This window comes from Bradyrhizobium sp. Bra78, from assembly GCF_024519855.1.
GTDB lineage: Bacteria > Pseudomonadota > Alphaproteobacteria > Rhizobiales > Xanthobacteraceae > Bradyrhizobium > Bradyrhizobium japonicum_G.
On the sequence record NZ_JALJRE010000024.1, the window covers coordinates 37,543 to 57,543 of the forward strand.

Annotated in this window: 20 protein-coding genes, 1 tRNA gene and 1 riboswitch; of the genes, 15 read left to right on the plus strand and 6 right to left on the minus strand. The window is 66.2% G+C overall.

All coding sequences use genetic code 11. The annotated features are described in order from the left end of the window. The first annotated feature begins 2 nt into the window (after positions 1-2). Positions 3-992: an SGNH/GDSL hydrolase family protein gene (locus tag OC450_RS33605; RefSeq protein WP_262049442.1), complete on the plus strand. Its 990-nt coding sequence runs from the start codon at positions 3-5 to the stop codon at positions 990-992. Positions 993-1,115: 123 nt separating this feature from the next. Here OC450_RS33605 and OC450_RS33610 read toward each other — a convergent pair whose 3' ends face one another. After that, on the minus strand, positions 1,116-2,312 hold the full coding sequence (locus tag OC450_RS33610) for an O-succinylhomoserine sulfhydrylase (protein ID WP_256809493.1): 1,197 nt from the start codon (positions 2,310-2,312) through the stop codon (positions 1,116-1,118). 67 nt (positions 2,313-2,379) lie between these two features. Continuing rightward, a riboswitch (SAM riboswitch) is annotated at positions 2,380-2,459 on the minus strand. Positions 2,460-2,568: 109 nt separating this feature from the next. Here OC450_RS33610 and OC450_RS33615 point away from each other — a divergent pair. The 4 genes from OC450_RS33615 to OC450_RS33630 all read left to right on the plus strand — a co-directional run bounded on the left by OC450_RS33615 (position 2,569) and on the right by OC450_RS33630 (position 7,427). Continuing rightward, complete coding sequence (locus OC450_RS33615; protein WP_211384168.1) at positions 2,569-3,675, plus strand: 2'-deoxycytidine 5'-triphosphate deaminase; 1,107 nt, start codon at positions 2,569-2,571, stop codon at positions 3,673-3,675. Between the two features lie 218 nt (positions 3,676-3,893). Then, positions 3,894-4,946, plus strand: coding sequence for a hypothetical protein (locus OC450_RS33620; RefSeq protein WP_211384169.1), 1,053 nt, complete (start codon positions 3,894-3,896; stop codon positions 4,944-4,946). Positions 4,947-5,112: 166 nt separating this feature from the next. Continuing rightward, positions 5,113-6,558 (plus strand): MATE family efflux transporter, encoded by a 1,446-nt coding sequence (locus OC450_RS33625; RefSeq protein WP_262049443.1) that lies wholly within the window; start codon positions 5,113-5,115, stop codon positions 6,556-6,558. 161 nt (positions 6,559-6,719) lie between these two features. Continuing rightward, complete coding sequence (locus tag OC450_RS33630; RefSeq protein WP_211384171.1) at positions 6,720-7,427, plus strand: hypothetical protein; 708 nt, start codon at positions 6,720-6,722, stop codon at positions 7,425-7,427. A gap of 36 nt (positions 7,428-7,463) precedes the next feature. Here the strand turns inward: OC450_RS33630 and OC450_RS33635 are convergent, their stop codons facing one another. The 5 genes from OC450_RS33635 to OC450_RS33655 all read right to left on the minus strand — a co-directional run bounded on the left by OC450_RS33635 (position 7,464) and on the right by OC450_RS33655 (position 10,516). Further along, the gene (locus tag OC450_RS33635) at positions 7,464-7,946 is read right to left on the minus strand and encodes a hypothetical protein (protein ID WP_262049444.1); all 483 of its coding nucleotides are present in this window, start codon (positions 7,944-7,946) and stop codon (positions 7,464-7,466) included. A gap of 100 nt (positions 7,947-8,046) precedes the next feature. Next, entirely contained in the window at positions 8,047-8,442 is a 396-nt protein-coding gene (locus OC450_RS33640) for an SRPBCC family protein (RefSeq protein WP_211384173.1), read from the minus strand. Between the two features lie 147 nt (positions 8,443-8,589). Next, entirely contained in the window at positions 8,590-8,949 is a 360-nt protein-coding gene (locus tag OC450_RS33645; protein WP_262049445.1) for a VOC family protein, read from the minus strand. Positions 8,950-9,005: 56 nt separating this feature from the next. Further along, entirely contained in the window at positions 9,006-9,845 is an 840-nt protein-coding gene (locus OC450_RS33650) for a helix-turn-helix transcriptional regulator (RefSeq protein ID WP_262049446.1), read from the minus strand. A 95-nt stretch (positions 9,846-9,940) separates the two neighbouring features. Then, positions 9,941-10,516 (minus strand): methylated-DNA--[protein]-cysteine S-methyltransferase, encoded by a 576-nt coding sequence (locus tag OC450_RS33655; protein ID WP_211384176.1) that lies wholly within the window; start codon positions 10,514-10,516, stop codon positions 9,941-9,943. A gap of 172 nt (positions 10,517-10,688) precedes the next feature. Here OC450_RS33655 and OC450_RS33660 point away from each other — a divergent pair. From OC450_RS33660 to OC450_RS33705, 10 genes are all read left to right on the plus strand, one after another. After that, positions 10,689-10,762 (plus strand) — tRNA-Gly (locus tag OC450_RS33660). 188 nt (positions 10,763-10,950) lie between these two features. After that, positions 10,951-11,532: a helix-turn-helix domain-containing protein gene (locus tag OC450_RS33665; RefSeq protein ID WP_211380972.1), complete on the plus strand. Its 582-nt coding sequence runs from the start codon at positions 10,951-10,953 to the stop codon at positions 11,530-11,532. A gap of 40 nt (positions 11,533-11,572) precedes the next feature. Then, positions 11,573-12,037: a GNAT family N-acetyltransferase gene (locus OC450_RS33670; RefSeq protein ID WP_211382363.1), complete on the plus strand. Its 465-nt coding sequence runs from the start codon at positions 11,573-11,575 to the stop codon at positions 12,035-12,037. 89 nt (positions 12,038-12,126) lie between these two features. Next, positions 12,127-13,182 (plus strand): LacI family DNA-binding transcriptional regulator, encoded by a 1,056-nt coding sequence (locus tag OC450_RS33675; protein ID WP_262049447.1) that lies wholly within the window; start codon positions 12,127-12,129, stop codon positions 13,180-13,182. An 84-nt stretch (positions 13,183-13,266) separates the two neighbouring features. Continuing rightward, on the plus strand, positions 13,267-14,721 hold the full coding sequence (xylB, locus tag OC450_RS33680) for a xylulokinase (RefSeq protein WP_262049448.1): 1,455 nt from the start codon (positions 13,267-13,269) through the stop codon (positions 14,719-14,721). Beyond that, positions 14,722-16,044 carry a xylose isomerase gene (gene xylA, locus OC450_RS33685; RefSeq protein WP_262049449.1) on the plus strand — a complete coding sequence of 441 codons (1,323 nt, stop codon included), beginning with the start codon at positions 14,722-14,724 and terminating at the stop codon, positions 16,042-16,044. Positions 16,045-16,056: 12 nt separating this feature from the next. Then, positions 16,057-16,815: an ATP-binding cassette domain-containing protein gene (locus OC450_RS33690; protein WP_211380976.1), complete on the plus strand. Its 759-nt coding sequence runs from the start codon at positions 16,057-16,059 to the stop codon at positions 16,813-16,815. Further along, positions 16,815-17,897 carry an ABC transporter permease gene (locus tag OC450_RS33695; protein WP_211380977.1) on the plus strand — a complete coding sequence of 361 codons (1,083 nt, stop codon included), beginning with the start codon at positions 16,815-16,817 and terminating at the stop codon, positions 17,895-17,897. The genes OC450_RS33690 and OC450_RS33695 overlap by 1 nt, the downstream gene beginning before the upstream one ends. A gap of 88 nt (positions 17,898-17,985) precedes the next feature. After that, complete coding sequence (locus tag OC450_RS33700) at positions 17,986-18,918, plus strand: sugar-binding protein (RefSeq protein WP_211380978.1); 933 nt, start codon at positions 17,986-17,988, stop codon at positions 18,916-18,918. Between the two features lie 105 nt (positions 18,919-19,023). Then, a complete protein-coding gene (locus OC450_RS33705) occupies positions 19,024-20,001 on the plus strand; it encodes an aldo/keto reductase (protein ID WP_262049450.1) in 978 nt (325 codons plus the stop codon).

Sequence of the window (20,001 nt, forward strand, 5' to 3'; positions counted from 1 at the left end):
TAATGAGTTCTCTCCGCCCTTTTTGCCTGACGGCATGGCTGGCTGTGCTCGCAGCAGCAGTGCTGCTGCTGACGCCGGCCTCGGAGTCGCGCGCGCAGGCACAGGCCACGCAGGCGCCGCCAGCTCCGCAGCAGTCGGCTAGTCCCGCTCCCGCTTCGCCCTCCCAGACCACCGTCGCAGCGACGTCACCCGAGCAGCGCGGCATCACGGCGCGCGCCATCGACAAGGTGAAACAGGTCGCGAAATCCGCCGGCGACATCTTCAGCCGTGTCCCCTGCCTGTCGCCGAAGGGCGTCTCGAAGACGATGGGCTCGCTGCCGCATGTCGCGGGCAAGCTCGTCGCCGGCCAGCCCGTCGTGATCGTCGCGTTCGGCTCGTCGTCGACCGCCGGCTATGGCGCGAGCTCGCCCGATTTCAACTATCCGAACCGTCTCGCCGCGCAGCTGCGTCGGCAATATCCGACCGCCGACATCACCGTCATCAATGCAGGTGTCGGCGGCGAGGACGCGCCCGAGATGATGAAACGCCTCCAGAAGGAGGTGATCGACGTGCATCCGGATCTGGTGATCTGGCAGGTCGGCACCAACGCCGTGCTGCGCAATCTCGATCCCGGCGAGACCGCCAGGCTCGTCGAGGACGGCATCTCCCGCATCCAGGCCGCCGGCGACGCCGACGTCGTGCTGGTCGATCCGCAATATTCGCCGGCCATCAACCAGCGCGCGGAGAGCGCCGGCAAGATGGTGAAGCTGCTCGGCAAGGTCGCCGAGCTCCGTCACGTCGGCATCTTCCCGCGCTTCGAGGTGATGCGCGAATGGCACGAGAAGCAATCGATTCCGGTCGAGAGCTTCGTCATCGCCGACGGCCTGCACATGAACGATTGGGGCTATGCCTGCTTCGCGCAGCTTCTCGGCGACGACATCATCCGCTCCGTCGGCCAGATCAAGCTCGGGGTGAACGTGCCCGCGGACGTGCGGACCTATCGGCCGATGTAAGGCCGCTGCGTAGCTGCGCAGGGTGGGCAAAGGCGCAAAGCGCCGTGCTCACCATCTATCGGCAATGTGATCGTGAAGTGTGGGCACGCTGCGCTTTGCCCACACTACGAGAGTTCGATCGCCTCACGCCTTCTCCAGCGCTGCCGTCAGATCCTCGATCAGGTCATCCGCGTGCTCCAGCCCCGCCGAGAAGCGGATGAACCCCTCGCTGATGCCGAGCGCGGCGCGATCCTCCGGCTTCAAGCGCTGATGTGTTGTCGTCGCCGGGTGCGTGACGAGGCTCTTGGCGTCGCCGAGATTGTTCGAGATCTTGGCAAGCTTCAGCTCGTTGAGTACGCGGAACGCCGCCGCCTTGCCGCCCTTGACCTCGAAGCCGACCAGCGTCGAGCCGCCGCGCATCTGCTTCTTCACCAGCGCCGCCTGCGGATGATCGGCGCGGCCGGGAAAGACCAGTCGCGAAATCTTCGGGTGGTCCGCCAGCGCCTCGGCCACGCGCGCTGCCGTGTCGGTTTGCGCGCGCACGCGCACGGCCAGCGTCTCCAGGCCTTTGAGCAGGACCCAGGCATTGAATGGCGAGATCGAAGGGCCGGTCTGGCGCATGAAATTGTGGATGTGCTCGGCGATGAACGCTTCCGACGACAGGATGATGCCGCCCAGACACCGGCCCTGGCCGTCGATGTGCTTGGTCGCGGAATAGACCACGACGTCGGCACCGAGCGCGAGCGGGCTCTGCCAGATCGGGGTTGCGAACACGTTGTCGACGACGAGCCGCGCGCCGCCCTTGTGCGCGATCTCGGCGATCCCGGGGATGTCGAGCACGTCGAGCGTCGGATTGGTCGGGCTCTCGAGGAAGAATGTCTTGGTGTTCGGCTTCAGCGCGCGCTGCCACTGGTCGAGATCGAGACCGTCGACCAGCGTGGTCTCGATTCCGTAGCGCGGCAACAGGTCCTGAATGACATAGAGGCAGGAGCCGAACAGCGCGCGCGAGGCCACGACGTGATCGCCGGCTTTCAGCGGCGCCAGGATCGCGGTCGTCACCGCCGCCATGCCGGTCGCGGCCGACCGTGCCGCCTCGGCGCCTTCGAGCTCGATCATGCGGCGCTCGAACATCGCGATGGTCGGATTGGAATAGCGCGAATAGATGAAGCCGGGGTCTTCGCCCTTGAACCGCGCCTCGCACTCCTCGGCGCTGTTGTAGACGTAGCCCTGGGTCAGGAACAGGGCCTCCGACGTCTCGCCGAATTGCGAGCGCAGGGTGCCGGAATGGACCAGACGGGTTTCGGGACGATATTGCGCGGTGGGCGCCGGTGACTTCGACATAGGACCTCCTGCGTGACCACCGAAATGGTCACAAAAAAACCGGCCTGGATAAAACCACGGGCCGGGATCACAGAGGTCCCCGGCCTGTTTAGCGACTTATTTAACGTGGCTGCAAGCCGGCCGGCTCAAATCACCACGGGATAAGTCATGCTCATATTCCGCAATGCTCTTTCCGTCAAGACGTCCATCGGATAGCCGTAAAACGCTTGTATTTCCCGCATGTCGGGATGTGTTTGACCCGGATGAGGGCCCCCGGTTGAGTTTCACGATCGCCGCCGACGCCAATGGTATCCTGCCCGACCGCATGATCGCGGCGATGGCGGAGGCAGGGCTCATCCTGCCCGCCTACGACTTCGTCGAAAGCCAGATCCAGCCGGCGAGCCTCGACCTGCGGCTTGGCGACATCGCCTATCGGGTGCGCGCGAGCTTCCTGCCCGGTCCCGGCGCCACCGTCGCCGAGCGCATCGACGAGTTGAAGCTGCACGAATTCAGCCTCGCCGACGGCGCGGTGCTGGAGACCAACTGCGTCTACATCGTGCCGCTGCTCGAGAGCCTCGCGCTGCCACCGGAGATCGTTGCGGCGGCGAACCCGAAAAGCTCGACCGGGCGGCTCGATGTCTTCACCCGCGTCATCGCCGACGGCACCCGCCGCTTCGACATGATCGGCGCCGGCTATCACGGCCCGCTCTATGCCGAGATCAGCCCGAAGACGTTCCCGGTGCTGGTGCGCGAGGGCTCGCGGCTGTCGCAGGTACGCTTCCGCACCGGTGACGCCATCCTCAATGCCGACGAGCTCGATGCGCTGCATGCCGCCGAGCGTCTCGTCGACATCGACGATGCCGATCTCTCAGGCGGCGTCGCCGTCTCCGTCGATCTCGCCGGCGAGAAGGGAAGCGGCTTCGTCGGCTACCGCGCCAAGCGCCACACCGGCGTGGTCGATGTCGACCGCCGCGCGGGCTACGCGGTGGAGGATTTCTGGGAGCCGATGTCGGCGCGTCCCGACGGCAGCCTGATCCTCGATCCCGGCGAATTCTACATTCTCGCGTCTAAAGAGGCAGTGCAGGTGCCGCCCGATTTCGCCGCGGAGATGGTGCCGTTCGATCCGCTGGTTGGCGAATTCCGCGTGCACTATGCCGGATTCTTCGACCCCGGCTTCGGCTATGCCGGCGCCGGTGGGCAGGGCTCGCGCGCCGTTCTCGAAGTGCGCTCGCGCGAAGTGCCGTTCATTCTCGAGCACGGCCAGATCGTCGGCCGCCTCGTCTACGAGAAGATGCTGGCCCGCCCCGACGCCATGTACGGCCAGCGCATCGGCTCGAACTACCAGGCGCAGGGCCTCAAGCTGAGCAAGCATTTTCGGGTGTAGCGCCAACCCAGCTTTCCGCTGTCGTCCCGGCCTGGTGCGCAATTGCGCACGGGGGCCGGGACCCTTAACCACAGGGAGCAGTTTGGCGAGGACTCAGGGTTGATCTCTCGTGCGAAAATGACGCCCTGTGGCTATCGGGCCCGGGTCGCGCTTCGCTTGCCCGGGACGACAGGGTAGGGTGTTGCAGCACCAACGATAACAACAATCCGGGAGCGCACATGACCGCTGCATCAGACACAGCGCAGCAAGCCCAGTGGAAACGCTGGCGCGCGGTCGCCGATCTCTACCATGCCTATTTCACCGGGCTGATCCTCACCGTGGTCACGCGGCGCGGCACGGCGGATGCCGCGGAGTTCGTGTTTCGCGTGTTCCGCCGCCAGCAGCAGGAGCGCTTCCTGCCGGGGCTGGAAAAGCTCGGGCTGAGCCATCTGCCGCCGGCGGTCGCCGCCGCGCAATATCACTACCTCTCCAACTGGATCGGCGGCGTGCATGTCGAATACATGCATGAGAGCGACCGCAAGGCCTGGATCCGCTATCCGCCGCCGCGCTGGATCTGGAAAGGCACCGCGATCTGCGGAGTGCCTGGTGAGGTCAGCCGCGCGATGCTGCGCGGCTGGCACGCCAACAACGGCGTGGCGCTCGGCGATACCAGGCTCGGCTTCGTCTGCACCAAGCAGAGCGTCGACGGCCAGGACGGGCTCGAAGGCTACTATCATCTCTACGACCATCCGCTCGAGCTCGACCAACGCCTTGTGTTCGCCCGGCATCTCGAAGCGCCGCTGTTCGACGCGGCCACGGCGCCGGCCTTGCCGGTCGCAAGCTGGCCAAAACCGCGACTGGAAAAGGCCTATCGCAACTACGCCATGGAATATGTCCGCACCGCCGCGCCCGTGATGGTGCAATTGTTCGGACCGGAAGATGCCGGCTATCTCCTGCACCTCACCGGCAAACTGATCGGCATGCAATATTTCGACGAGGTCGCCGCGGCGCTGGCCATGAGCCGCGGTGGCGCAGCCGAGTTCGCGTCCTTCCTCAACGCGCTGTTCGCCGCGCAGGACGACGTGGCTGACACCAAGCAATCGGAGGGCGGCTTCGAGATCCGTCAGCAGAGCTGGAAGCTGATGGACGACGTCACCGACTATCACCGCGCCTGCGCGAAGGTGCTGGAGGGGCTGTTCGAAGGGCTCGCCGCGGGATGCGGCCGGCACATCGGCGTGCATCTGCGCCCGACGGCAGGCGGACGACCGCCGCTGGCCTGGACGATCAGCTAATTCCACCATTTGAAATGCGCTGCCGCAGGGCACGCCTGCACAAGGCGCAGGAGGAATCGGCAATTGCCGTGGTAACAAGCCTCTTGCCGCGCGCCCTGCGCGCACAAATCATTGGCACACCAAGTGATTGCTGCGCCGCAAATGGCGCTTCCGCCCGGGAGACGATATGTCAGACATCGCCGAAATCCCGGTCGATGAACAGGAGCGCCCGCTGCCGCCGCCTCCGCCCCCGGTGAAGAGCGCGCTGACGGACGGGCCGATCCTGCGCACGCTGCTTGGGCTTGCCTGGCCGAACGTCGTCGCATTGTCGGCCGGCACCTGTACCGTGATCGCGGAGACCTCCTATATCGGCCGGCTCGGCGTCGAGGCACTGGCCGCGATGGCGCTGGTGTTTCCAACCGTGATCCTGACCATGACGATGTCCGGCGGCGCCATGGGCGGCGCGGTGGCTTCCGCGATCGCGCGAGCGCTCGGTGCCGGCGATCGCGAGCGTGCCGGCACGCTCGCCGCGCATGCGCTCCTGATCGGCGTCACCTTCGGCCTCGTCTTCATGCTGGGCATGCTGATCTACGGGCCCAAAGTGCTCGAGATGCTCGGCGGCCGCGGCGATGTGCTGACGCATGCGATCGCCTATACCCAGGTGTTTTTCGGTGGCGCCGTGCTGCCCTGGCTGCTCAACACCATGGCCGGCGTGCTGCGCGGCACCGGCAACATGAAGCTGCCGTCGTTCCTGATTCTCAATTCGGCTGCCTGGCAGATCGTGCTCGGCGGCACGCTGGGTCTGGGACTCGGACCGGTGCCGCAATTCGGCATGCGCGGCGTCGCGGCCGGCGCGCTGATCGCCTATTGCATGAACATCGCCATCATGGGCTGGTACCTGTTCTCCGGCCGCGCCCGCGTCGTCCCGAAACTGCGCGGCCTGCGCATCCAATGGGCGATGTTCTTCGACATCCTGAAGGTCGGCGCCATCGCCTGCTTCTCGCCGCTGCAATCGGTGCTGACGATCTCGATCTTCACCCACATGCTGGCGAAGTTCGGCACCGCGATCCTCGCCGGCTACGGCATCGGCGCGCGGCTGGAATTTTTGCTGACCTCGATCGCGTTCTCGTTCGGCATCGCCTCGGTGCCGATGGTCGGCATGGCGATCGGCGCCGGCCGCACCGCACGCGCCCGCCGCATCGCCTGGATCGCGGGCGCGAGCGCCTTCGTCGCCGTCGGTGCGCCGGCGTGCATGGTCGCGCTGTTCCCCGATCTCTGGGTCAACATCTTCACCGACAGCGCCACCGTGCGCGCCACCAGCCATCAATATCTGTCGACGGTGGCGCCGTTCTACGCCTTCATCGGGCTGGCCTCGACCATGTATTTCTCGTCGCAAGGCGCGGCCAAGGTCATCGGTCCCGTGCTGGCGCAGACCGTGCGGCTGATCTACATCGCGGCGGTCGGCTGGTGGCTGTCGACGCATGATGCCACCGCGCAAAGCTTCTTCTGGCTGGCGGCGAGTTCGATGGTCGTGCTCGGCCTGCTCTCGTGCTCCAGCGTGGTGCTGACGCGCTGGGGACCGCGCGAGACGAAGCCTGCGATCAGGCCTGCGCTTTCGGCCGCGGCTGACTAGGGCGCACGTGCCTCGGGCGCGCTTGCCGGATTTTTGTTTCCGAATATTTCCAATCATGGCTTGGCAATACCGGGTAACCGGAATGGCTCTTCGTCAAAGGCTCCGCGCCAGCTCCTGAGGACACCGTCACCGCGCGTTCACCAGAAGCACGGAAAGCCATCATGACCTCGATTTCGGCGCTCTCCTCTCACCACCACCACACATCACCATTGCAGCGGCTGCAAGATGAGCTGCAGGCGGAAGCCGGCTCCGGCACAATTAATTCGGCCGATCAGCCGGCGCTGTCGCCCGCGCTCGGCGACATCGATTCCGCCCTGCAATCGAGCAGTGCGAGCGATCAATCCAGCGGCGGCACATCGTCGCCTGAGGCTTTCAAGTCGAAGATCGACGGCCTCATCCAGCAGGAAGTTTCGGCCGGCAAGCTGACCGACCAGCAGGCCACCGAGCTGCAAGGTATCTTCAAGGCGGCGCTCTCCCATGGGCCGGGCGGGACAGGTGGGCCCGGTGGAGCAGGTGGCCCGCCGCCCGATGGTCCCGCTCGCGCCAGCGGCACGGATAATTCATCCAGCGGCAATTCGGCGTTGGACCTGCTTCAGCAATTCCTCGATTCGCTCAAAAGCCTGCTCGCGGATTCGACCTCGTCCAGCGGCACGGAATCGAGTGACACGACGAGAGCGGGCGGCTCGTCTTCGCCCAACGCCACGGACAGTTCGACGAGCGGCGATTCGGCGACGGACCTGCTCGAGCAATTTCTCCAGTCCCTGAAGAACTCGCTCGCGGATTCGACCTACAGCGCGGTGCGTTCAGGCGACCAGACGAACGCAAGCGACTCGTCGATTTCCGGCGTCCTCATCGACGATCGGATTTGATATCGGCGTCGCTTGCGTCCAGTCCGCCGGCGCGCCTCAGCGATGCTTGTGGCGGCGATGGCCGCCACCGCCGCCGACATTGGCCAGCCGCATCAATTGCGGGATCATCGCCATCATGTCGCCGCCGCCGGCGCCGCCGAGCATGCCCATGATATCGCCGCCGCCCATGCCGCCGAGCCCGGTCGGCATATAGCCGCCTCCGCCCATCGCGGTGTAGCCGCCATAATTGGGTGCGCCAAAGCCGCCGCCATAGCCGCCACCTATCATGCCGCCGATTCCGCCGCCGTCATTCTCCATCATGCGGCTCATCATCGGGCCCATGGTCTGCATCATCATGGCGAAGCGGCGCTTGCCCATCTTCGCCTTCATCATCTCCAGCATCGGGGCCATCTGGGTCATCATGTCCTCGCCGCCGGCACCGCCGCCGCCGAGGAACTGCGCCTTTGCCGGCGCGCTCGAAATCGAGAACATCAGCAGCACGGCGGCCGCCTGGCAGATCACCTTGTCCGCACCTCTCATGGCCTGCTCCTCGCGTGCGCGGCGCCGCCGGGAGAGCGGAGCCAACCGGACGCACGCCGCCATGGTTACGGCCGAGGAGAGGGAAGCTCTGTGAGAAAGATCACGCAGGCGGAAACGCCCGGTGGATCGCAGCGACGGCGTCCCTGGTTTGCCCCTGAACATAGGGCGCAAGCTCATTGGGTAGCATGTCGATGATCCAGAGCAGACGGCAGGCCTTGTCGCCCTCGGCGATCACCTGCACCGAGGCGCTGTAGTGCTTCAGCCGTTCGTTGTCGATCGCATAGACAAGCCGTTGCCGAGCATCGTCACAGTCGACCAGCACCTCGCGCGCCACCGATCCATTGGCGAAAGTGACGATGCGGGCATCGCCGTCGAGCGTGCAGGCCGTGACGAAGCCCGGCGCCAGCCGCTGATGCAACGCGCCGAAATCGCGCACGGCGTCCCAGACTTTGTCAGCGGAGGCGTTCAGAGGAACGTCGTTATAGACGGAGGTCATGAAAGGTGTCCTTGATCATGTTGGGTAGTCGCTACAAACGCCGTCATTGCGAGCTCCGCGAAGCAATCCAGAGATGTTGCCGCAGAGACAGTCCGGATTGCTTCGTCGCAAGAGCTCCTCGCAATGACGAGAGCTAGTGGCCAAAGCTCACACACAAACCGCCTCGACGTTGTTACCGTCAGGATCGATCAGGAAAGCCGCATAGTAAGTCGGGCTGTAATCCTTGCGCGGGCCGGCGCCGCCATTGTCGCGGCCGCCGCTCTTCAGGCCCGCGCTGTGGAATGATTTGACCGCATCGTGGTCCTTGGCGCGGAAGGCGATATGCGTGCCATCCGTCTTGCGGCCCTTGTTCAGATGCAGCCAGAGCGCCGGCTCGCCCTTCGGTCCGAAGCCGGCATAGCCGTCGCCGCTCGAGCACAGGACATGACCGAGCGGGGCCAGCACCGCGGTGTAGAAGCGCGTGGCGGCGTCGAGGTCGGCAACGCGCAGTCCGATGTGGTCGTACATGGTCGTCTCCATTTCCAAAGCGCGCCGCAATCGGCGCGCGCCGGAGACGAACCTAGTCAGTTGAGGGCGAGCTGCTCTTGGAGAATCTTGCGCTTCCCCTTCGAGGCCTGCCGGAACTTGGTCGGCGATACGCCGGCGGCGCGGTGGAAGGTGCGGACGAAGTTGGAGAGGTCGCCGAAGCCGACGTCATAGGCGATGTCGGTGACCGCGATATCGTCGTCGGCGAGCAGACGCGCCGCATGCCGCAGCCGCGAGCGCACCAGATATTGATGCGGCGTGACGCCGAGCACGCTCGAGAACAGCCGCAGGAAATGAAACGGGCTGAGGCCCGCCTGCCGCGCCGCCTGTTCGAGATCGACCTCGGCATGCGAGTTGGAGTCGATCCACAGCGCAGCTTCCACGGCGCGGCGGCGGTCGCGCGCGGTCGGCGTGGTCGGCTTGCGCGGCCTGCCCGAGACGACATCGACGAACCGGCCGGCAAGGATCTGCCCGACCTCGTCGAGGCCCAGGTCGCTGTTGCCATCTGCCGCCGTCTGGGCGAGCTCGCCCAGCACCATCAGCTCGGGCAGCGGCGGCGTCGCACCGACCTGCCAGACCTCGCGCCGTCCGCCGAGGGCGTCGACCAGATCCTCACCGAGGAAGAACGACAGGCAGACGTCGCCGCTGACATGCTCATGCGTGCAGGTGTATTCCTCGCCGGGCGCGCCGACCAGCATCGAGCCCGCCACCAGCTCGAAGAACCCGGCGCGGCAATGGCAGCCAAAGCTGCCGGCTCGGACATAGGCGATGGAGTGGCCGGTGCGGCACTCGGCAAACGGGCTGTCGTCCGGCCCCGCATCGCAGCGAAACTCGGAGACCGTCATCGAGCGCGTGGTCAGCAGCGTGGTTGCGTCCATGCCACCTATCTAGGCATGATCCGGACAAGTGTGTAGCGGTTGTCCGACAAGATCATGCCCAAAAAACAAAGCTGAGGTGCGATTGCGATCGCGCCTTAGCTGGGCCTCGGCGGGGCAACGGGCAGCAGCACGTCGAACAGCGTCTTGCTGGCGATCGGATGGGCGCCCTCCAGCGAGAGCAGCCGCCGCTTGGAGATCACCCCGCCGTAAGGCGAGAGCCGGTCGGCGTAATTGCCGGCCTCCAGCACCCGGTGGCAGGGCACGATCAGCATGTAGGGATTCTTGGAGATCGCCTGCGCCACCGAATGCGCGGCGCCGGAGGCGCCCAGCGCCCTGGCGATCTCGTGATAGGTGCGGGTCTCCCCGCGCGGGATGGTGCAGGTGTGCTCGTAGACCCGGCGGTTGAAGCCGGGCACGCCGCCGGCATCCAGGCTGACCTCGGAGAAATCGGGATCGCCGCCTTGCAGCAGGCCTGCGATCCCCTCGATCGCGAGCTCGACGTTCTCGGAAGGCCGCTGCTCGCGCGCCTCGGGATGGACCTGGAAAATCCGGCGGCGGGTGTCGATCTCCCGCGCCTCCGGCAATTGCACGGCGACGATTCCGGTGCTGCTCCAGATGATGCCGCAGCGCCCTATGGCCGTGTCGAATATCGCGTAGCCACGCCCCACCATGCACACGCCCCACTCAGTGCACGTCTCTCCCCAGACGCATGATCATAACACCGCCACAATCCGGCGCACCTGGAATCTTGCCAGGACGTTAAGAAGCGTCGGGCCAGTAGCGCCAAAGCGCTTGGCTGGCGGCGCCGTCTCGGCTAATCAGAGGGGCGCAAGCTGCGCATCCGCGGGCGTAGTTCAATGGTAGAACGGCAGCTTCCCAAGCTGCATACGAGGGTTCGATTCCCTTCGCCCGCTCCAAGCTCCTCCGAGATTTCCTTCCGATCGACCTGACAGGTGCAAGCGCACGTCGCGCAGCGCGCGAGATTCCAATATATTAGCCACGCGATGCCGGCGTTCTTCGCTGCGCGCGCTAAGCTCCTCTCGCCCGGCGGCTTGCGGCCCTCGTCGCTGCGGCACGTTCGGACAACGGCCACGACTTACAAGAAATGGACCAGCAAAAACTCGATCGCGCGATCGGTCGCCGCCTGAAGACGCTGCGGACGCAAGCGGGCATGACGCTGAACGAACTCGCAGGCCGCTCCGGCGTCAGCCGGGCGATGATCGGGCGGGTGGAGCGGGCGCAGAGCAGTGCGACGGCTGCGCTGCTCGGAAAGCTGTGTGCGGCACTCGACGTGTCTCTGAGCGATGTCGTCGCGCTGGCCGAGAAGCCGCCGGAGCGGCTGGTGCGTCTTGCCGACCAGCCGCACTGGCGCGATCCCGAGAGCGGCTATCGCCGCCGGCATGCTTCGCCGACGGACGCGGCGAGCGGCATCGAGATCATCGTCGTCGATCTGCCGGCCGGCGCGCGGGTGCCATACAGCCCGTGGGGCCGCAACGCCTTCACCCAGCAGCTCCTGATGCTGGAGGGCGCGATCGCCGTGCATATCGACGCCAAGGCGGTGCGGCTGCGCGAGGGCGATTGTCTCGACTTCGACGTGATGCGCGCGGTGATCTTCGAGAACGAGACCAAGCAGGACGCGCGCTACGTCATCATCACGCGCCGCGGCGCCTCCTACGGGAAGATGTGAGGATGCCGATGCGATATGAAATCCTCGAGTGAACCTGACGATGCAGATCCGCACCGGCGACACCTTTGATCCGCGCGTCATCGCACTGCTCGATCATCACGTCACGGCCGCGCGGGCGCAGACCGCGCCGGGCAGCGCCCACGCGCTGGACCTCTCCGGCCTGCGGGCGCCCGACATCGCGTTTTGGACCGGCTGGGACGGCGAGACGCTGGTCGCCGTCGGCGCGCTGAAGACGCTCTCGTCCGAGCATGGCGAGGTGAAGTCGATGCACACGCTCCAGACCACGCGCCGGCGCGGCTTTGGCGGCCGGATGCTCCGCCACATCATCACCGAAGCCCGTGTCCGCGGCTTGAAGCGCCTCAGCCTCGAGACCGGCTCGTGGGATTATTTCAAGCCGGCGCACGCGCTCTACCTGGCGCACGGCTTCGTCGCGTGCGGTCCATTCGAGGGCTATGTCGAGGATCGCAACAGTCTGTTCCTGACGCTCGACCTTGCAGCCGGGTAGGGCGGCCGGGCGCAACCCCGGCTCGAAATCGGCGATCCATCCCTCAAAATGAGTTGCGTACCTCAAAACACCTCTGCTAGCCTTCATCCATGGCCGACACTCTCACTGCAAGCGCGCTGACGCTGAAGGACATCGCCCGCCAGGCAGGCGTCAGCCTCGCCACGGTCGACCGCGTCCTGCACAACCGTCCGGGCGTGCGGCCGGACACGGTCCGGCGCGTCAGGGAGGCCATTGAACGCAACGCCTTCCAGCCGCACGTCGCCGCCGCCGAGCTCGCCCGCGGCCGCGCTCGCCGCTTCGCCTTCGTGATGCCGTCGGGGCCCAATCCGTTCATGCAGCAGATCGAGGCCTATCTCGGCGAGATGTCGGCCTGGCTCGCCGCCCGCCGCCTCGGCGTCGAGACGATCGCCACCGACGTGTTCGATCCGTCCGTGCTCGCAGCCTCGCTGACGGCGCTGGCGGACGATTACGACGGCGTCGCCGTGGTGGCGCTGGATCATCCGCGCGTCCGCGCCGCCATCGACGATCTCGTCGATGCCGGCACCAAGGTCGTGACGCTGGTCTCGGACGTGCCGTCGTCCCGCCGACACCATTATGTCGGCATCGACAACATTGCGGCGGGACGCACCGCCGGCGCGCTGGTCGGGCGGCTGGCCGGCGGGCGGTCCGGCAAGGTCGCGATCGTGGCGGGCTCGCAGGGTCTGCGCGATCATGCAGAGCGCATTTTCGGTTTCAACCAGGTGATGGCGGCGGAATTCCCTGGTCTCAGCGTGCTGCCGGTGCTGGAAGGGCGCGACGAGGACGAACGTTCCGGGCAGCTGCTGACGCGGCTGTTGGGCAGGCATGCTGACATTGTCGGCCTTTATAACGTCGGCGCCGGCACGCAAGGTGTCGCCAAGGCGTTGAGCGATCAGGCGTTGAGCGATGCCGGCCGCGACAAGGTCGTGTTCGTCGGGCACGACGTCACCGCGTTGACGCGGCGGCTGCTGTTGCAGGGCGTGATGGATGCGGCGATCTCGCAGAACCCCGGGCACGAAGCCCGCGCCGCCGTGCGCGTGCTGCTCGCGCTCGCCCGCGGCGAGCCGATCCTGCGCGAACAGGAGAAGATCAGGATCGACATCGTGATGCGGGACAATCTGCCCTAGCGGCAGCGGGACTTTGAACGGCAGTTTGCCGGAAAAGGCGACGAAAGTTCGCAACCCTGCGACAGGGATGAAAGGGAGGACGGCGTGTATCTCGGAATCGACATCGGCACGTCCGGTGTGAAAGCGGTGCTCGTGAGTGATGCCGGCGCGGTTCTCGCGACGGCGGCGCGCGAGCTTGCGCTGTCGCATCCCGCGCCGCTGTGGTCCGAGCAGGATCCCGATGCCTGGGTCGATGCGGCGGTCGGCGCCGTCGACGATCTCGCCGGCCGCCATCCGCGCGAGGTCGCGCAGGTGCGAGGCATCGGGCTATCGGGCCAGATGCACGGCGCGACGCTGCTCGACGAGGATGGACGGCCGCTGCGCCCTGCGATTCTTTGGAACGATGGCCGCTCGCACGCCGAATGCGTCGAGCTGGAGCGTCGCTGCCCGTCGCTGCACACGATCGCCGGCAATCTGGCAATGCCGGGCTTCACCGCGCCGAAGCTGCTCTGGGTCGCGCGGCACGAGCCGCAGATCTTCGAGCGCGTGGCAAAGGTGCTGCTGCCGAAGGCCTATGTCCGCTATCGCCTCACCGGCGAAATGGTCGAGGATATGTCCGACGCCGCAGGCACGCTGTGGCTCGATGTCGGTCTGCGCCGCTGGTCGGCCCTGCTGCTGCATGCCACCGGGCTCGATCTCCACCACATGCCGCGCCTCGTCGAAGGCAGCGGGGTCAGCGCGATGCTCGCCCCGGAATTCGCGCAGCGCTGGGGCATGGCGAAAGATGTCGTGATTGCCGGCGGCGCCGGCGATAACGCCGCGAGCGCGATCGGCCTCGGCGCGATCACACCGGGCGATGCGTTTCTGTCTCTGGGAACCTCAGGTGTGCTGTTCCGCGTCACCGATCGGTTTGCACCGGCCCCGGCTTCCGCCGTGCATGCGTTCTGCCACGCGCTGCCCGGCCTCTGGCACCAGATGGGCGTGATGCTGTCGGCCGCAGCCTCGCTGGCATGGCTCGCCGGCGTGATGGAGACGCCGGCGGCCGCGCTGCTGGCGCCGCTCGGCGAGCGCGTCGACGGACCGAGCCCGGTCAGATTCCTGCCCTATCTCGACGGCGAGCGGACGCCGCACAACGACGCCGCCGCCAGCGGCGCCTTCGCCGGTTTGCGCGGTGCGACCGGGCGCGGACAGATCGTTCAGGCCGTGCTCGAAGGCGTCGCCTTTGCTGCGCGCGACAATCTGGCGGCGCTGAGTGCGGCGAGCGGGCCGGTCGCGGAGGTTGATCTGGTCGGCGGCGGCTCGCGCTCGCCGCTGTGGGCGCAGATCTGCGCCGACGTGCTCGGCATCCCCGTCCACCGCGTCGAGGAAGGCGAGGTCGGGGCGGCGCTCGGCGCCGCACGGCTCGGCCGCATCGCTGCGACTGGCGAAGACCCGGCACAGGTTTGTGTTCGTCCGCGGCGGCTCGCGAGTTTCGCGCCACGGGCATCCGTCACTTCCGCCTACGACGATGCCTATCGCCGCTGGCGCGATCTCTATCCCGCGTTGAAGGAGCCGATTTAAGTGAACGCGCCAGCAAAATTCTTCGATGCAAGCCAACCTGTCGCCTTTGCCGGCAAGGATGCCGCGAGCCCGCTCGCCTTCCGCTGGTACGACAAGGACCGCCTCGTCCATGGCCGCAGGCTCGAGGATCATTTGCGTTTCGCAGTCTGCTATTGGCATTCGCTGTGCTGGCCGGGCGGCGATCCCTTCGGCGGCGAGACCTTTTTGCGGCCCTGGCATCACGGCACCGATGCGATGGCGCAGGCGCGCGCCAAGGCCGATGTCGCCTTCGAGCTGTTCCGCCTGCTGGATGTGCCCTTCTTCACCTTCCACGACGTCGACGCGGCGCCTGAAGGCAATTCGCTCGCCGAATCCGTTGCGAACCTCAATGCGGTCGCCGATCTGTTCGAACAGAAGATGGCCTCGGCAAAAGTCCGCCTGCTCTGGGGCACCGCCAACCTGTTCACGCACCGCCGCTACATGGCGGGCGCCGCGACCAACCCTGACCCCGAGATCTTCACCTACGCCGCCGGCCAGGTCCGCGCCGCGCTGGAGGTGACGCACCGGCTCGGCGGCCAGAACTACGTGCTTTGGGGCGGGCGCGAGGGCTACGAGACGCTGCTCAACACCGATCTCAAGCGCGAGCTCGACCAGCTCGGCCGCTTCGTGTCGCTCGTCGTCGAGCACAAGCACAAGATCGGCTTCAAGGGCCCGATCCTGATCGAGCCGAAGCCGAAGGAGCCGACCAAGCATCAATATGATTTCGACGTCGCCACCTGTTACGGCTTCCTCGCGCGCTACGACCTGCTCAAGGACGTCAAGCTCAACATCGAGCAGAACCACGCCATCCTCGCCGGCCACTCCTTCCATCACGAGGTCGCGCTCGCCGAGGCGCTCGGTGTCTTCGGCTCGCTCGACGTCAATCGCGGTGACGACCTGCTGGGCTGGGACACCGACCAGTTCGCGATGAACGTGCCCGAGCTCGCTTTGGTGTTCCACGAGATCCTGAACCGCGGCGGCTTCACCTCGGGCGGACTGAATTTCGACACCAAAATCCGCCGCCAGTCGATCGACCCCGACGATCTGATCCATGCCCATGTTGGCTCGATGGATGCCTGCGCGCGCGCCTTCCTCGCCGCCGCGGACATGCTCGATGCCGGCGTGCTCACCGCACCGCTCACCGAGCGTTATGGCGGATGGGCCGGCAGCGAGGGCCGCGCCATTCTTGGCGGCCAGCGCTCGCTCGCCGATCTTGCCGATCGCGCGCTCGGCCCGGGCTTCGACCCGCAGCCGCGCTCGGGCCGGCAGGAATATCTGGAATCCCTGGTCAACCGCTACGTCTGAGGAAGGCCGCTGATGACACATGCTGAAGCGACACCGGTGCTCGAGCTGACCGGCATCGGCAAGGAGTTCGGCGCAATCCGCGCGCTGCACGAAGTCGACTTGAAGGTCCTTCCCGGCGAGGTCGTCGGCCTGATGGGCGACAACGGCGCGGGCAAGTCGACGCTGGTCAAGATCATCGCCGGCAATTTCCGTCCCAGCCATGGTGAGATCCGCTTCGCCGGCAGCGCGGTCCATTTCAATCGCCCGGTCGATGCACGCGCCGTCGGCATCGAGGTCGTCTACCAGGACCTCGCGCTCGCCGACAATCTGACGGCGGCGGCCAACGTCTTCCTCGGCCGCGAGCTGAAGCGCAAATTCGGCCCGCTCGCGGTGCTCGACCACAAGGCCATGGCGGCGCGCGCGCTGGAGCTGTTCGGCGAATTGCGCTCGGAAACGCGGCCCGACGATCTCGTCAAGCAGATGTCGGGCGGCCAGCGCCAGGCGGTCGCGATCGCGCGAACGCGGCTCTCCAACGCGCGGCTGGTGATGATGGACGAGCCGACGGCCGCGATCTCGGTGCGCCAGGTCGAGCAGGTGCTCGGCCTGATCCACCGGCTGAAGGAGCAGGGCGTCGCCGTGATGCTGATCTCGCACCGCATGCCCGACGTGTTCGCGGTGTGCGACCGCGTCATCGTCATGCGCCGGGGCGAGAAGCGGGCCGACAAGCCGATCCAGCAGACGTCGCCCGAGGAAGTCACTGCCCTGATCACCGGCGCGAAGGAGGCGGCGTGATGGTCATGCCCTTGGAATCCCCGATCAGCTTCACCAATGTCGGCCGGATCAGATGGTGGCAGCGCGGCATCTTCGCGTCCCAGACCGGCTATGTCCTGCTCGCGCTGGCGATCCTGCTGGTGGTCATGCATTTCGCCAGTCCCTACTTCTTCACCGAAGGCAACATGCAGAACGTGGCGAAGAACTTCTCCTTCATCGCCATCGCCACCCTCGGCGTCACCTTCGTGATCATCACCGGCGGCATCGATCTGTCGGTCGGCTCGATGATGTGCTTCTCGGCCATGATCACCTCGATGGTGATGACCGAGCTGTCGGCGCCCGGCTCGCCCGCAGGCTCGCTGTTCGTGCACATGGCGGCCGACGGCAAGACCGTGCTCGCCAACGTGCCGGGCCTGATCCTGCTGATCTCGCTTCTTGCGGGGCTCGGCGTTGCGCTGATCGCCGGCCTCGTCAACGGCTTCTGTATCGCCGTGCTGGGCCTGTCGCCCTTCGTCACCACGCTCGGCATGCTCTCGATCGTGCGCGGGCTCGGCTATGTCGTCTCGAACGGGCGCGGCAGCTTTCCGGGTGGGCCGGATGCCGACTACTTCTATGCGCTCACCTCGGGCGACGTGCTCGGCGTGCCCGTGCCTTTCATCTACCTGGTGGTCCTCGCACTGGTGATGGCCGTGGTCCTGCACCACAGCGCGTTCGGCCGCCACGTCTTCGCGCTCGGCGGCAACGAGAAGGCGGCCGAACTGACCGGCATCCCGGTCGTCCGGGTGAAGATCGAGGTCTATGTGATCTGCGCGCTCGCCGCGGGCCTCCAGGGCATCATCATCTCCGGCTGGCTCGGATCGGCGCCGGCCAACATGGCGACGTCCTACGAGCTCAACGTGATCGCGGCGGCTGTCATCGGTGGTGCCAATCTCGCCGGCGGCATCGGCGGCCCGTTGGGGGCGATCGTCGGCTGCGTGCTGCTCGAAGTGATCCGCAACGGCCTCGTGCTGGCACAGGTCAGCTCCTACTGGCAGCAGACGCTGGTGGGCGTGATCATCATACTGGCCGTGCTGGTCGACCGCATCCGCTCGCGGATGGTCTGAAGTGACGTCTTCGGGAGGGCAAAAGAACCGTCTATCCGCCTCCCGGACGATTTTTCAATGGATAGGCATAGGACGTATGGAGGAGACAATGAGGAAATTTCTACTTGCCGGCATCGCCGTCGCGATGATGGCGACGCCGGCGTTTGCCGCGAACTACCGTTTCGTGATCGTGCCCAAGGCGATGAACAATCCGTTCTTCGACTTTGCGCGCGACGGCTGTCTAAAGCGTGCCAAGGAGCTCGGCAACATCGAGTGCATCTACAAGGGACCGGTGGAACATGAGCCGGCGACGCAGGCTCAGATCATCCAGGATTTCGTCACCCAGAAGGTCGACGGCCTTGCGATCTCGGTCGCCGACGTCGCGGCCATGACCAAGTCGATCGAGGCGGCAGCCGCTGCCGGCATCCCCGTCATCACCTTCGATGCCGACGCGCCGGGCTCCAAGCGCACCGCCTATATCGGCACCAACAACAAGGAGTTCGGTGTCGCGCTCGGCAAGCAATTGCTGAAGCTTCGGCCCGACGGCGGTAAATACGCCATGGTCTCGGGCGGTCCCGGCGCCAAGAACCTCGCCGAGCGCGTCGATGGCGTCCGCGAGGCGCTGAAAGGCTCGAAATGGACCGAGGTCGCGGGCTCGCCGACTTTCTGCAACGACGATCCGGCGCTGGCGGTGCAGCAGATGACGGATATGCGCACCGCGACGCCCGACCTTGCCGCGATCGTTCCCATCGGCGGCTGGCCGATGTTCGCGCCGGAGGGCTTCAAGGCTTTCGCCAGCAGGTACAAGAAGGACATCGACTCCGGCAAGTTCACGCTCGTCGTCGCCGATACGCTGAAGATGCAGCTCGAATTGCTGCGCGACGGCTATGCCAATGCGCTGGTCGGCCAGCGTCCGTTCGAGATGGGCGAGAAGGCGATGGACACGCTGCTCGCCATGAAGAAGGGCGAGAAGGTGCCGGAGATCGTCTACACCGGCCTCGATCTCGTGACCAAGGACAACGTCGCGCAGATGTTGAAGTAGGAGCGCTGCCAGCCCCGCGCTCCTGCCATCTCTCCCGCTTGCGGATTTCGCAAGCGGGAGAGATGATCTTGGCTATTGAGACAGGACTGTTGGAAGGCAATGGGAATGAAAAGGTCGCGGCTCGGCTCTCTCGACGTCACCTCGCTCGGCCTCGGTTCCGCCCCGCTCGGCGGATTGTTCACGCCCGTCAGCGATGCCGATGCAGAGGCGACGGTCGCGCGCGCATGGGCGCTCGGAATCCGCTTCTACGACACCGCACCGCTCTATGGCTTTGGCCTTGCCGAGCGGCGGCTGGGCGCTTTCCTACGGCAGCAGCCGCGTGACTCCTATGCCATCTCGACCAAGGTCGGTCGCTTGTTGCGCGCGCCTGATGGCGCTGCCGCCGAGGACGAGCACTACAAGGGCGCCGGGCGCGAGCGGCCGGTGTTCGACTTCAGCTATGACGGGGTGATGCGCTCGGTCGAGGAAAGCCTTGTCCGGCTTGGGCTCGACCGTGTCGATGTTCTCCTGGTGCATGATCCGGATGATCACTATGACGAGGCGGTGGCCGGAGCCTTCCGCGCGCTGAAACGCCTGCGCGACGACGGCACGGTCAAGGCGATCGGCGCGGGCATGAACCAGTCGGAGATGCCGGTCCGGTTTGCGCAAGCCGCACCGGTCGATTGCTTCCTGCTCGCCGGGCGCTACACGCTGCTCGACCAGGGCGCGCTGGATGCGCTGTTTCCTGTTTGCCAGGGCAGGAACATCGGCATCCTGCTCGGCGGGATCTACAACAGCGGCATCCTGGCCAATCCGCGAACGTCCGCGAAGTTCAACTACCAGGATGCCGATGCGGCGCTCGTCGCCCGTGCGCTCGCGCTCGACGAACTCTGCCGCAAGCACGGCACCGAGCTGAAGGCCGCCGCGCTCCAGTTCTGCATGGCCCATCCGGCGGTCACGATCGCTGTGATGGGCGCGCGCAACGCCGGGGAGGTTTCCGACAACATCGCAATGTCCGAGCTGGCGGTGCCGCCGGCATTCTGGCAGGAGCTGCGCGCGCGGAACCTCGTCGACGCGCGGGCCCCGTTGCCGGGCGGAGCGTAA